Here is a 13,446-nt window from a genome sequence, read left to right on the forward strand (position 1 = left end):
ATTTGGCTAATACCGTCGATCCGTGAATTACCGCCAATGCCTATCGGACGGATTTTCTCTTACGATCTTCCCTTACTGGCGCATCAGCTCGGCAAATTCAACCTCGCGGGCCATCATCAGCCGGTCACGCGCCCGCAGGATCGCATCCGAATGGCCAGGATGACACATGACAACGGCGTCACGCGGCGCATGGCTGCGAAAATAGCGAAGCGCATCGGCAAAGCCGTTCGGCTTGCCGCGCTCGTAAAAACCAGTCAGCGGTCCCTTGATCGCATAGCCCGCCGCCTGCATTTCCGTGTTGAAACCGCGTGCCATGCGCTGCACCAGGCTGATCTTGGCCCGCTGCGCAAGGCTTGTCGCCAGCCGCGCATCCGGCTCACCGCGCAGCCAGGGGCTGTTGCCGCGCGGGCTGATCAGCAGATCACGCCGCGCCACCAGCCATTCCCGCACCACGGGCAGGAAATGAATGTGTTGATGACCGTCGATATAATCAGGCACGCGACCAATCACATCGATAAAAGCGTTGAGCTGCGCATCAAGCTCGCGCTGCAGCTTGCCCTTGTCGACACCGCCCATGAAGGACTGGGTCAGACGGCGTCGGAAAGAACACATGGGCTGCACGCCGCTCAAAGGCAGGAAATTGGTCAGCGTCAGGTGCAGGCCGATGGCGCCGCCACATCTGTCGATCACGGGCAGCAACAGAGAAGCCTCGTCGCGCCAATCGGCAAACACAGTCATGCAGCCGGTGCCACGCACCTTGCCTTCGCTGAGGAGCGTCCTGATTGCCTGATTGACGCCCGGCGACAGGCCATAGCCATCGGCAACGATGCATAGCGGCGCCGCATTGATTTTCATATCCGAGATCACGTTCAAGACTTGTCCCACTCCTGCAGGCCTTTTGCCCGCTATATCATAGTCACGGCATGAATGCGCGCCGAACTTTATGCCTATCGACCCTGCATTCTCCAGGCATCGCTTTTCACCAAAAAGCAAAAACCGTTCTCACATCAATTTCCAAAAACCGACCAGCCGGTCCGGGTTGCCAGCAGTTCGAGCGCTTCCGATCCAAGCGCCGAATTGCCGACTTTGTTCAATCCCGGAGACCACACTGCAATAGAGGCCTTGCCCGGCGCTATCGCCAGGATGCCGCCGCCCACGCCGCTCTTGCCGGGCAGGCCGACATGATAGGCAAAATCCCCCGAGCCATCATAATGGCCGCAGGTCAGCATCAAGGCGTTGATGCGCCGCGCCCGCTTCGGCGAGACCACGGAAAAGCCACTAAGCGGATTTGTACCCGGTTGGCAAGATACAGACCCGCATGGGAGAGTTGCACACAGCTCATCGCCAACGCGCATTGATGGAAATAAACGCCCAGCACCATTTCCACGGCATGGTGCAGATTACCAAAACCGCTCATGAAATTGGCCAGCGCGAAATTACGGTAGCCAGTCGTCTGCTCAGACTGCGCCACCTTTCGGTCGATGGTGATACTGTCGTCATCAGCCAGGAACTGCATAAAGCGCAGGAACTCACCGATGGCCTCGCGCGGCTTGTGTCCGGCCAGCACCATATCCGTCACAACGATTGCGCCCGCATTGATGAAGGGGTTGCGCGGAATGCCATGCTCGTGCTCCAGCTGAACGATGGAGTTGAAGGACGAGCCGGAGGGCTCGCGCCCGACCCGCTTCCACACACCCTCACCCGTTTTGCCAAGCGCCAGCGTCAGCATGAACACCTTGGAAATGCTCTGGATCGAAAATGGTATTGCCGCATCGCCCGCGGTGAAGGTCTGGCCGTCGACGGTGGTGATGGCGATGCCGAATTGCTTCGGATCAATCGTCGCAAGCTCGGGAATATAGTCCGCGACCTTGCCTTCCCCAAGCCGGGGCTGCATCTCACCGACAATGTCGTCAACAATTGCCTGCAAATCCATCTGGTTTCCCCATGCCGAGCTGTTGCTCATCCCGGCAGATGCATGACAGTCACGTTTTTCGTGCAGAAGCCGACAGTCATCATTATCGAATTTTGCTGCGCTGCAAACAGAAAAAGCCGCCCGTAAAGGCGGCTTTCTCGAATTTCAGATCGAAATCAACGCGAGTAGAATTCGACGACCAGCTGCGGTTCCATGATAACAGCGTAAGGAACGTCCGACAGGGTTGGTACGCGAACGAAGGTCGCAACCATCTTGTTGTGATCAACTTCGATGTAATCGGGAACGTCACGTTCTGCGAGCTGAGTGGCTTCCAGAACGATGGCCAGCTGCTTGGACTTCTGACGCACTTCGATAACGTCGCCAGCCTTGCAGCGGTAAGAACCGATGTTCACCTTGACGCCATTGACCGAAACGTGGCCGTGGTTGACGAACTGACGGGCAGCAAACACCGTCGGCACGAACTTGGCGCGGTAGACGATGGCGTCCAGACGCGATTCCAGCAGGCCGATCAAGTTTTCGGAGGTATCGCCCTTGCGACGGTTGGCTTCGTCGTAGGTCGCGCGGAACTGCTTTTCACGCAGGTCGCCGTAGTAGCCCTTAAGCTTCTGCTTGGCGCGCAGCTGCACACCGAAGTCGGAAAGCTTGCCCTTGCGGCGCTGACCGTGCTGGCCGGGGCCGTATTCGCGACGGTTAACCGGGGACTTCGGGCGGCCCCAGATATTTTCGCCCATGCGGCGATCGATTTTGTACTTGGAAGATGCGCGCTTGCTCATCGTATTTCCTCTTGTTGTTATTGGGCCTTTTAGAACCCATTTTGGGAAACACGCCCTCCTCTGGATCGCCTTTCGGCTTTCCTGACAGGCGACTCACACTTGGAAAGGCGGAGCCTCCACGGGACATGTCGTAAAAACACCGGGCGTTTCCACCCGGCGTTGGAGGGGTCTCTACGCAGAGCCATTATAAATGTCAAGCACTCGGCCTTGAAACGGCGCGAAGCCCGCCACATTTACGCAATAATCAGCAGTTCCGGGCCCCTCTGACGCGAGTGCCGGATACCCGTGATGTCGGAACTGCAACAAAAACCCTCCGGCAAAGGAATCCCTCGATGGATTTTCTTTGGGTCGATTTTATGGGCAAGCCAACATGGATGTGGCTTTTCTTCCTTGCAGTCGTACTATTTCTCCTCATACTCGATCTTGGCGTTCTGCATAAGAACAGCAAAGAGATCGGCATGGCTGAAAGCTTTGCTTTCTCGGCCTTCTACATCACTCTGGGCGTGTTGTTCGGCGGCTGGATATGGTGGCAATCGGGTCCGCAGGCCGGACTTGAATATCTGACCGGCTTTGTCATCGAAAAAAGCCTGGCGATGGACAATATCTTCGTCATCGCCATGATCTTCGGCTATTTCGCCATCCCTCGCGCCTATCAGCACCGCGTGCTGCTCTACGGTATTCTCGGCGTGATCATCCTGCGCGGCATCATGATTGCGGCAGGCGCGGCCATTGTCGAAAGCTACCACTGGGTTCTGTATTTCTTCGCGGCCTTCCTTGTGTTTACCGGCGTCAAAATGCTGCTATCAGCCGATAGCGAATATGATGTCGCCAACAACCCGGCTTTGAAGCTGGCGCGGCGCTACCTGCCTGTCACCGACAAGCTGGAAGGCGACCGTTTCGTGGTGCGTAAGCAAGACGAAACGACTGGTAAGCTTAAAACCTATATCACGCCGCTGCTTCTCGCGCTGATCATGGTGGAATTCGTTGACCTGGTGTTTGCGGTTGACTCCATCCCGGCGATTTTTGCGATCACCACGGATCCCTATATCGTCTACACCTCGAACATCTTCGCCATCCTCGGCTTGCGCGCCCTGTATTTCGCGCTGTCCGCCCTTATCCACCGCTTCGCTTACCTGAAATATGCGTTGTCGGTCGTTCTGATCTTCATCGGCTCGAAGATCTTTCTTGCCGACATGCTGGGTATCGCCAAGATCCCGCCGCTGCTGTCGCTAACCATCACGCTCGCCATCCTGGCGGCTGGTATCGTCGGATCGCTGTGGGCGACCCGCAAGGACGCGAAAAAGGATGTTATCGAAGGGTAACCTTCTCTCCAGCCAAGACAAAAGAAGGGGCGGCTTTATGGGCCGCCCCTTTTCTGTGTCTGGATCTGTCGTGTCGTTTCCTTATGCAGGCTTGACGCAGAGCCGATCCACCATGGAAGCAACTTTCGGGGCAAGCTGACTGGACCTACTCACCTCGAGCGGCCGCCCTGCCCGTCTTTCGCGCGTCACCCATTCCGTCAGGGTTTCGGCATAGGTGTGATCAACATAATGCAGCCCTGCGGGCGTAATCAGCACCTTCTTTCCGTCTGGAAGCGATTCCAGTGTTGCCAGCAATGCTGGGACGTCCCGGCAGGTCCCGACGCCGTTCAGCTTCAACTGGATCGACTCATCATTCTCATGGTGGTCGATATGCAGTTTGCGGCGAAGGACCGGAATGATTTCCATAATCGAAAGAAACAGGCCGACCGCCACGCCCACCAGCAGATCCTGGACGACGACAAGACTGACCGTCGTGGCCCAGACCGCGACCGGCACCCAGCCGTGATGATCGAACAGGTGGCGCACATGCTGCAAGCTCACCAGTCGCCAGCCTGTCACCAAAAGCACCGCCGCCAGGGCAGTCAAAGGCACGACTCCCAGCAATTGCGGTAGAAGCGCCACCAGGGCCAGGATCCAGACTCCATGGAGAATAGTGGAACGACGTGTTGCAGCGCCTGCCTGGATATTGGCAGACGATCGAACGATGACGCCGGTTACCGGCAGAGCGCCCAGCAGGCCGCACAGGCTGTTGCCGACGCCCTGCGCCACCAGTTCCTTGTTGAAACGGGTGCGCTCACCGTCATGCATCCTATCGACGGCAGCAGCCGATAGCAGGGTTTCGGCGCTGGCAATCACCGCGATGATCAGCACGGTGGCGATCACTCCCGGTTGGGCAAGCCCGGCAAAGCTTTCCATCGTTGGTAAGCGAATGCCCTCCAGCAGGGTGGCCGGAACCTGGACACGGGCAATCGGCAGGTCGAGGCCGACCGCCAGCAAGGTTCCGGCGGCTACGCCGACCAATGCCCCCGGCACCAGCCGCAGCCGGGCTGGCCGCAATTTTTCCCAGCCAACCATGGCCAGCAAAGAGATCAGGCCAATCATCAGCGCCATACTGTGATTGCTGAGGCCGCCGCTGAACACCTTGCCGATGGTCTCATCCATGGCAGCGACATTTTCAACACCACCGGCGGCGGGCTTGGCATCCATCAACACATGAACCTGACCGAGAACGATCAGGATACCGATTCCCGCCAGCATGCCATGCACGACGGCAGGCGAAATGGCGCGAAACCAGGAACCGAGCTTGAGATAACCGGCAAGGACCTGCAAAAACCCGGCGACGATCAGAACCGGCCCCAGAAGAACAAGTCCATATTCCTCAACAAAGCCGAAAACGATCACCGCAAGGCCTGCCGCCGGGCCGGAGACCTGCAAGGGTGAACCGGCGATGACGCCGATAACGATGCCGCCGACAATGCCGGAGACGAGGCCCATCGCCACCGGCACACCGGAAGCGATAGCAATGCCGAGGCAAAGCGGGATGGCGACGAGAAAGACAACGATGGACGAGGCAATGTCCCGTGTCAGAGCAGAACTGGTTTTTTCCATCACCTCACTCCGCCGCCACCGCTACGAGAGGATCGGCCATGATATGCGGCGTGGCACGCCCGGAAACCGCCACTGGCAGCGCCTTTTCACCCTCGATCACCAGGAAGCGCTTCTCGGCGCCATCATAAACCTGCACCTCACCGGTCTCGATGTCGAAGAACCAGCCATGCAGGTTAATGTCATTGGTGGCGAGTTTGGCGGCGACCGAGGGGTGGGTCTTCAGGTGATCGATTTGAATGACCACATTTTCCATTGCCACAGCCCGCACCTTGTCCTTGTGCGGCAAATCATCAGGATAGGCCTCGCAGACGATGGAATACGCGGCGTGGCTATGGCGCAACCAGGCGGCCACATTGGGCATCGGTGCCAGGAGTTCGTGATTGCACAGACCCTTCATGGCGCCGCAATCGGAATGGCCGCACACGACGATGTCACGCACGCCAAGCGCCACCACCGCATATTCGATGGCCGAGGAAACGCCGCCATTCATGGTCGAGAACGGCGGGACGATGTTGCCCGCATTGCGGCACACGAACAGTTCACCAGGGCCGGACTGGGTAATCACTTCCGGCATGACCCGGCTGTCGGCGCAGGAAATCATCAAGGCCTGGGGCTGCTGCCCTTCCCGGGCCAGCTTACGATAGAGACCCGAATGGGTCGGAAATACGTCTTCACGAAAACTCGAAACGCGCTTCAAAAAATCACTCATTGCAAAAATCCTCCTGATAAATAGCTGGCTAGATATTGATGCCGGGATGCATTGCATCCGTGTTGTGAGCTACGCGGATATGGAACAGCAATCCGGCTGGTTATCGTGCAAGGCTGGATCAAACGGATCCCTTTAACCATTCCTTGCCTACACAACCGAGAGTAATTTATTTGGAGGACGAAATTGTGATTTCTGTTGCCATGCAGCAAAAACATGGATCACTTTTCTGTTATTATTTCAAAAGTCTGTTTATCGAACGGTAAAAATTCAGGATTTTTTATATATGAATTACAACGATTTGAATGCTAGACTTGATAAAAATCATAGAAATTTAAAATTTTCAAATTTCGTTCAATTCCGCAAGTCCTTATTAAAGGAAAGCTATTTTTCCGCGCCGCAATATTAAATCAAAATACTCTCTTAGGATGCATAGAGAAAAATAAATATTATGGCATTCTCTTAGTCTTGGCGAACAATAACGCGGCGGATGTCATGTCAAGGAACCGCGAGTCGATAGGGTCATTTCCGACAGTGTTTGCTTGAGTATTGTCCGCTGCCAATGGTGAAAGATAAAAATGCGGATGCATTACAAATGGGTTGAGCAAACCTGCGTCTTGTGAAACGCTTACATTTACAGGATCTCTTTTGCGTCAATAATGTCGTAAATTGAATACTGTAGAATTGCAGGTGCCGTAGGTCGGCATCGCATATCCCGCGGATGGGCAAAGCCCGACCCCGCCCCAAACCGTGGCTAGCAACCATAGCCACAAACCGTGATGGACCGCCCGCATGCCCGATACAATTCTCGACCGTTTCCTGCGCTATGTCGTCATCGACACACAATCAGACCCCGAATCAACCAGCCAGCCCTCCACGGAAAAACAGAAGAACCTCGGCCATGTGCTGGTGAGTGAATTGCTGGCCATGGGCCTTTCAGATGCGCATCTGGATGAGCACGGCAATGTCTATGCCACCATTCCGGCCAATGTGGACAAGCCGGTTCCGGTGATCTGCTTCTGCTCGCATATGGATACGGCACCGGATTTCACTGGCACGAATGTGAAGCCGCAACTGCTGAAAAACTATCAGGGTGGGGATATCGTTCTGTCCGGCGATACCAATCAAATCATCCGCGTTAGCGAAAATCCGCAGCTCAACACGCAAATCGGCCATGATATTGTCACCACCGATGGCACCACGCTGCTGGGTGCAGACGACAAGGCCGGTATTGCCGAAATCATGACGGCGGCGCAGTTTATCATCGACAATCCGCACATCCGGCATGGCGCAATCAAAATCCTTTTCACCACCGATGAGGAAATCGGGCGCGGGGCAGACAAGGTCGACATGAAAAAGCTGGGCGCAGCTTTTGGCTACACCATGGATGGCAGCACGATCGGTGAGATCGAGAACGAGACATTTTCGGCGGATGGCGTGGACATCACCATTACCGGTGTTGCGATCCATCCCGGCACGGCCAAGGACCGGATGGAAAACGCTATCAAGATCGCCAGCGCCATCATTGCCCGGCTGCCGAAGGACCAGACCCCGGAAACCACTGAGGGCCGCCAGGGCTTCATTCATCCCACCGACATCAGCGGCTCCATGGATGAAGCTCACCTGAAATTCATCATACGCGATTTCATCGATGCGGGACTCACGCAGAAGGAAGCACTGCTGGAAGAGATTACCCGCGATGTGATACGCGACTATCCCGGATCGACCTACACATTCGAGGTCAAGCAGCAGTATCGCAATATGAAAGTGGTGCTCGACCAATATCCGATGGTGATGGATAATCTCAAGGAAGCGGTGCGCCGCGTCGGTCTTACTCCCGTGCTGCACAGCATTCGCGGCGGAACCGATGGCTCGCGCCTGTCCTTCATGGGGCTGCCCTGCCCCAATATCTATACTGGTGGTCATGCCTATCACTCGCCACTGGAATGGATAAGCGTTCAGGACATGGAAGTCGCCGTGAAAACCATTGTGGAACTGGCAAAGGTCTGGGAAGAACGGGCAAACTGACGCCCTATCGCACCGTACCGAAAACCGGGTTCCAGAGTACACAACGCAAACGCTTCCATTCGAGGCTACCCCCCTCTGCCTTGCCAGGCATCTCTCCCTCAAGGAGGGAGATCGACTCGAAACGAGCGTGTCGCTTCACATTTACAGTTCAAAATGCCGGAAATCACGGGATATCCGATAAAATGGGCGGCAAAGTCTATCTGATCTACCTCCTTGAGGGGGAGATGTCCGGCAGGACAGAGGGGGGTAAGCGGCACATAAATTCGTTTGCGTCGCGTACTCTAAACCGGGTTACACTTTTCGGTACGATGCTGGATCAAACCAGATTGCGGTCCCGCATCCATGCTTCAAGCGCCGGTGTCCAGTTCACCGGCGGCCTGGGCGTTTTCCTCATGCTCCCTTCGCCCATGGCAAAGCCGTGACCGCCCTGCTCAAGTTCGACCAGATCGGCGGAAACACCGGCCTTGCGGCAAGCCGCCTGCATCATCCGGGAATGCTCGATATTGGCAACCGGATCGTCCTTGGCATGGGCCATAAAGACAGGCGGACAAGTGGAACTGACATGGGTTTCCACCGACCAGGCCGCTACATCGGCATCGCTGGGATGTTTGCCGACCATCTCAACCCGGGTCCAGGTATGATTATAAGGAGCCTTCAGGGTAATCACCGGATAGGCCAGCAGGGTGAAATCCGGCCTTGCCGACAGTGTATCGGCATTGTCGACCGGCGAATAGACCGGCTCAGCAAAGCGTGTCGATAGCATGCCCATCAAATGCCCACCGGCGGAAAATCCCATACTGCCAATTTTCTGAGGGTCGAGGCCAAGTGCATCACCCTGCGCCCGGATCAGCCGCAAGGCCCGCTGGGCATCCTGCAATGGCGCGCGGGGACCGACAAACCAACCTTCGCCCGGAAGACGGTAGGTGAGAATGAAAGCGGTGACGCCACGGGCGGCGAGCCATTGCGCGGCGGCCTCGCCCTCCTTGCGTTCCTCAACGAAATGATAACCGCCGCCGGGTGCAATCAGCACGGCTGTCCCATTTGAGGTTTGCGGACGGACCATCCGCAGGGTTGGCGTAGCGATCCGCAGCAATGCCGCCTTGTGAATGGTCCGCCTGCCAAGCCGAGGACCGCCACCGCCCGGCGCCCGGCCCGGCCAAAGCGGCACTTCACCGGGTGCAAGAGATGCGGCTTGGCCGGATGTCAGAAAACCCAGGAAACTCAAAGAAGCAAGACTCAGGACATGCCTCCGTCGGAGGGCTAGGGAAAACTTGGTCATCAGCCCATCATGGGCAGCCATTGCGGCACAACTTGGCCAGTCAGCAAGGCTCCATGTTCAAAACCGTGGCATAAACTCTATTCCGCAGCACTGCGGCTATCCGGCATATCGGCTGCATTCGGATCACCCGGCTTGGTTTCGGATTCCAGATCGGGGAAGGCCACGATGCGTTTCCCGGAAAAATCCGTATGCACCACGACCATGCCCTGCTCCTCGAAATATCCAAGCAGCCGGCGGGCGCGGCGAGCGGAATGGGTACCGTAAGCACGGGCGATCCGAAGATCGGAGGGGCAAGGCTCGGACCGGATGGCTGCCTTGGCGATCAGCAGGAAAACGCCCTGCAAGTCATCCGAAACCCGCGTTGATAAAGACAGCGCCTCCTGCCAGCGATCAGAGGATGCGGTTTCTTCATCGACATCAGCCCTCGCCACGGCGACGCGGCGGCGAAATTCACCCATCGCCATCGGTGGACCGCCGACCCGGCGCATGCGGGCTCGAACCAGGAATTCCTGATAGAGAACGGAATCGGTGCGATAGGCCGCCTGTGGATCATCGAGAATTTCTGCCAGCACCGCAGCCATCCGCTCCTCGCGTTCCTCGGCGGTAATTTCCGGCTGTGACGATCTCTGTGGGGCGACATCCTCGACGCTTACCGGCGTTGCACGGGCCAGTTCGGCCAGAATATCGGTGGTCGGACGGGGGGCTGGCGGCGCACGGCGAACGAGCGGGCGGGTAAACTCTTCGGGATCCGGCGTGAAAATCAGATCTTCCACGTCCTGCGGCGCATCGGGCAAAGGCATCAGTTTCGGACTGGAGGAGCGCGCCGATGTCTCCACATCACCGATGACGATCGGCAAAGGACGGCGTGACAGCGCCGGGCCAAGGGCGACGAAATTACCGCGCTTCAGGTCGCGGAACATTTCCGCCTGGCGGCGATCCATACCGAGAAGATCGGCGGCACGCGCCATATCGATATCGAGAAAGGTGCGGCCCATCAGGAAGTTGGAGGCTTCAGCTGCGACGTTCTTGGCAAGCTTTGCCAGACGTTGCGTGGCGATCACACCTGCCAAGCCACGCTTTCGGCCACGGCACATCAGATTGGTCATGGCGCCCAGCGACAGCTTGCGTGCATCTTCCGAGACATCGCCGCCGACCGAGGGGGCAAACATCTGCGCCTCATCGACCACGACCAGCACCGGATACCAATACTCGCGCTCGGCATCAAACAGGCCGTTCAGAAACACACCGGCTGCGCGCATCTGCTGCTCAATATCCAACCCTTCCAGCGTCAGCACGCAGGAAACGCGGTGCTGGCGGATGCGGTTGGCAATCCCGATCAATTCGGCATCGCTACGCTCCCCGTCTACGACCAGATGGCCGTATTTTTCCGAGAGCGTCACAAAATCCCCTTCGGGATCGATGATGACCTGCTGCACCCATTGGGCAGATTGCTCCAATAGACGCCGCAGAAGATGCGATTTTCCGGAACCGGAATTGCCCTGAACAAGAAGACGGGTCGCCAATAGCTCCTCGATATCGAGCCTGGCAGGTTGGCCACCCGCCACTGTTCCCATATCGATCCCGACCTGCACCTTATATGTTCCCTCACGATGGAATGATGACGCGTTCCTGCACCGCGATGCGGCAACGCCGTTCAATCCGCTTTTCCTAACAGAAAGTAAAAGAAGATGCCTGTGTCTATCGCCGAAACCCACAGGCAATCGCGGCTGAAATCAATCCGGATCGTCTGCCAGAACTGGCGAGACCAGCAGCTTGTCGATGCGCCGGCCATCCAGATCGACAACCTCGAATTTCCAGCCATTCTTGACGAAGCTTTCGCCTAGCGCCGGAATGCGTTTCAACTCATCCAGCACATAGCCTGCGACGGTGGTAAAATCCGGGTCGTCATCCACAGGCACACGGATATGCTCGATGAATTCGTCAATCGGCGTCCAGCCGGCCACCAGATAAGAACCGTCCTCGCGCATCAGCAGAGCCGGCTCTTCCTCGCCCTCTTCCTGGTAGGCACCGGTAATCGCCTCCAGAATATCGCCTGACGTGATAATGCCTTCGAAATGGCCGTATTCGTCATAGACCAGCACCATGTGCAGAACCGTCTTGCGGATCGACTGGATGATATCGATGGCACCGGCCAGATCCGATACGATCGGCACATCGCTGATAATCGAGCGGATGTCGACCGTGCCGCCATTGGCCAAGGCATCGTAGAAGTTTTTCACCAGCATGACGCCGACGATTTCATCGGAATTGCCATTGCGCACCGGCAGACGGGAATGCTGGCTTTCACGCAGCGCCTGGCGGATTTCCTCAATCGTGTCATCGACGCTGATCAGTTCGACATCACGGCGCGGCGTCATAAGACCCCGTGCAGTGCGGTCCGCCAGGCGCATGACGCCGGAAATCATCTGTGATTCTTCCGATTCGATGACACCAGCACTTTGTGCTTCGGCCAAGACCGTCTTGATTTCCTCATCCGTCACCGTGCCTGACGATGCGCCCTTCTGGCCGAGCAGCGACAGGACCGCCCGCCCCGAGCCGTCCAGCAGCCAGACCAGCGGCAACGAAACTTTGGACAGGATCAGCATAGCGCCCGCCATGCGCGAGGCGACCATCTCAGGGTTTCGCAGCGCGATCTGCTTGGGCACCAGTTCACCAACAATCAACGACAAATAGGTGATGCCAACCACGACGCAGCCGACGCCGAGCGTACTGGCCAGGGCCTCTGACATCCCTTGCAGCAAAAGCCATTGGGTCAATCGCGCACCGAGAGTGGCTCCCGAAAACGCGCCGGACAAAACGCCGACAAGGGTAATACCGATCTGCACGGTCGACAAAAACCGACCAGGATTTTCAGCCAATCGGATGGCAACGGCAGAACCGCGATGACCGGCTTCGGCCAGAACTCTCAGACGCGCCGGACGGGCGGAGACGACCGCCAGTTCGGACATTGCCAATACGCCGTTCAAGATAGTGAGCAGGACAACAATGACGATTTCGGCAAACAAGCTGTTTCAAATCTCTTAGGAGCCGCATGAATGGCGGCGGGATAAAATCTGTAGCACAAGTCACCGCCGCATTCCAAATGACTCACGACAATTTCAATGGATGGTGCTTGGCCATAAAAATACGGTCGCCCGCTTTACCGAAAAAGACAAATCACACGGGAAGACAAAGCATATCGGGGCCCCAAAATCTCGACGCATCAGGGACTTAAAGTTTTTGCACCCTCTTGAGGGTGAGAATGCGCGGGCGTGTGGAGCATCGATATAAAGCGGCAATTGAACCGGACAAAAATTCAAGACGCCACCAAAAGCCAACATCAGAAGACATTCATACAATATTTGCCGCGTATAACTGACATTTATCAAGAAAAACAACCTTAGGATGAGCCCTGCAAAGACCAGGTTGCCTGCCTTCGCTTGAAAACGATGAAGCATTTTTGGTGTTTTTCCGATAATGACATCGCGCTTTCTGTGTCATTGTAGCACTCTAGATTTTCCAGATATTGGTGTTCTTCAAGCAGGTCCGATTTTATAAAAATCGCAATAACACGTTGAATGCTCAATAGTTTTTATCTGGATAATTAAAGCCCACTTCTAAATAATTCAACGTTAGCGACTTAGCCTCGGCATCGCATTTCGCGTGAGACGAAATAACAAAAAAAAATAGTTTGAAATCTTTAGATAGTTGACCCTCGCATGGCGTCCTATAAAGATCGCCGCAACACCGGACGGGTGCTGTTTAAAGTGTATCCACTTCCAAAATGATGAAACAAC

9 protein-coding genes and 1 pseudogene are annotated in these 13,446 nt (G+C 56.4%); 2 read left to right on the forward strand and 8 right to left on the reverse strand.

The genetic code is table 11. From position 1 onward, the window contains the following. Window positions 1-72: 72 nt before the first annotated feature. The 3 genes and pseudogenes from IEI95_RS18985 to rpsD form a co-directional block, all read right to left on the reverse strand. Window positions 73-867 carry a ChbG/HpnK family deacetylase gene (locus tag IEI95_RS18985; protein ID WP_234934285.1) on the reverse strand — a complete coding sequence of 265 codons (795 nt, stop codon included), beginning with the start codon at window positions 865-867 and terminating at the stop codon, window positions 73-75. Window positions 868-1,007: 140 nt separating this feature from the next. Next, window positions 1,008-1,933, reverse strand: a pseudogene (locus IEI95_RS18990) (glutaminase). Window positions 1,934-2,088: 155 nt separating this feature from the next. Further along, the gene (gene rpsD / locus IEI95_RS18995; RefSeq protein WP_015915804.1) at window positions 2,089-2,706 is read right to left on the reverse strand and encodes a 30S ribosomal protein S4; all 618 of its coding nucleotides are present in this window, start codon (window positions 2,704-2,706) and stop codon (window positions 2,089-2,091) included. Between the two features lie 332 nt (window positions 2,707-3,038). Here rpsD and IEI95_RS19000 point away from each other — a divergent pair, with 332 nt between their 5' ends. Next, the gene (locus IEI95_RS19000) at window positions 3,039-4,028 is read left to right on the forward strand and encodes a TerC family protein (protein ID WP_156533205.1); all 990 of its coding nucleotides are present in this window, start codon (window positions 3,039-3,041) and stop codon (window positions 4,026-4,028) included. Between the two features lie 81 nt (window positions 4,029-4,109). On the opposite strand, the gene IEI95_RS19005 is transcribed toward IEI95_RS19000, so the two are convergent. Then, on the reverse strand, window positions 4,110-5,636 hold the full coding sequence (locus IEI95_RS19005; RefSeq protein WP_156533207.1) for a SulP family inorganic anion transporter: 1,527 nt from the start codon (window positions 5,634-5,636) through the stop codon (window positions 4,110-4,112). 4 nt (window positions 5,637-5,640) lie between these two features. Further along, window positions 5,641-6,345 carry a carbonic anhydrase gene (locus tag IEI95_RS19010; RefSeq protein WP_015915801.1) on the reverse strand — a complete coding sequence of 235 codons (705 nt, stop codon included), beginning with the start codon at window positions 6,343-6,345 and terminating at the stop codon, window positions 5,641-5,643. 789 nt (window positions 6,346-7,134) lie between these two features. Between IEI95_RS19010 and pepT the strand changes: the two genes are divergently transcribed. Then, window positions 7,135-8,370: a peptidase T gene (gene pepT / locus IEI95_RS19015; protein WP_194416907.1), complete on the forward strand. Its 1,236-nt coding sequence runs from the start codon at window positions 7,135-7,137 to the stop codon at window positions 8,368-8,370. A 316-nt stretch (window positions 8,371-8,686) separates the two neighbouring features. Here the strand turns inward: pepT and IEI95_RS19020 are convergent, their stop codons facing one another. The 3 genes from IEI95_RS19020 to IEI95_RS19030 form a co-directional block, all read right to left on the reverse strand. After that, a complete protein-coding gene (locus IEI95_RS19020; RefSeq protein ID WP_234891008.1) occupies window positions 8,687-9,595 on the reverse strand; it encodes an alpha/beta hydrolase in 909 nt (302 codons plus the stop codon). Between the two features lie 131 nt (window positions 9,596-9,726). Then, window positions 9,727-11,241, reverse strand: a complete 1,515-nt coding sequence (locus IEI95_RS19025) for a helicase HerA domain-containing protein (protein ID WP_194416908.1) — start codon at window positions 11,239-11,241, stop codon at window positions 9,727-9,729. A 141-nt stretch (window positions 11,242-11,382) separates the two neighbouring features. After that, the gene (locus IEI95_RS19030) at window positions 11,383-12,675 is read right to left on the reverse strand and encodes a hemolysin family protein (RefSeq protein WP_071204460.1); all 1,293 of its coding nucleotides are present in this window, start codon (window positions 12,673-12,675) and stop codon (window positions 11,383-11,385) included. Between the last annotated feature and the right edge of the window lie 771 nt (window positions 12,676-13,446).

It is taken from the genome of Agrobacterium vitis, from assembly GCF_014926405.1.
Classification (GTDB): Bacteria; Pseudomonadota; Alphaproteobacteria; order Rhizobiales; family Rhizobiaceae; genus Allorhizobium; species Allorhizobium vitis_H.

Excerpts from the sequence above, each read along its gene's own strand:
- rpsD (WP_015915804.1), bottom strand. The coding sequence starts at position 2,706 with ATGAGCAAGCGCGCATCTTCCAAGTACAAAATCGATCGCCGCATGGGC.
- IEI95_RS19000 (WP_156533205.1), top strand. The coding sequence starts at position 3,039 with ATGGATTTTCTTTGGGTCGATTTTATGGGCAAGCCAACATGGATGTGG.
- IEI95_RS19005 (WP_156533207.1), bottom strand. The coding sequence starts at position 5,636 with ATGGAAAAAACCAGTTCTGCTCTGACACGGGACATTGCCTCGTCCATC.
- IEI95_RS19010 (WP_015915801.1), bottom strand. The coding sequence starts at position 6,345 with ATGAGTGATTTTTTGAAGCGCGTTTCGAGTTTTCGTGAAGACGTATTT.
- pepT (WP_194416907.1), top strand. The coding sequence starts at position 7,135 with ATGCCCGATACAATTCTCGACCGTTTCCTGCGCTATGTCGTCATCGAC.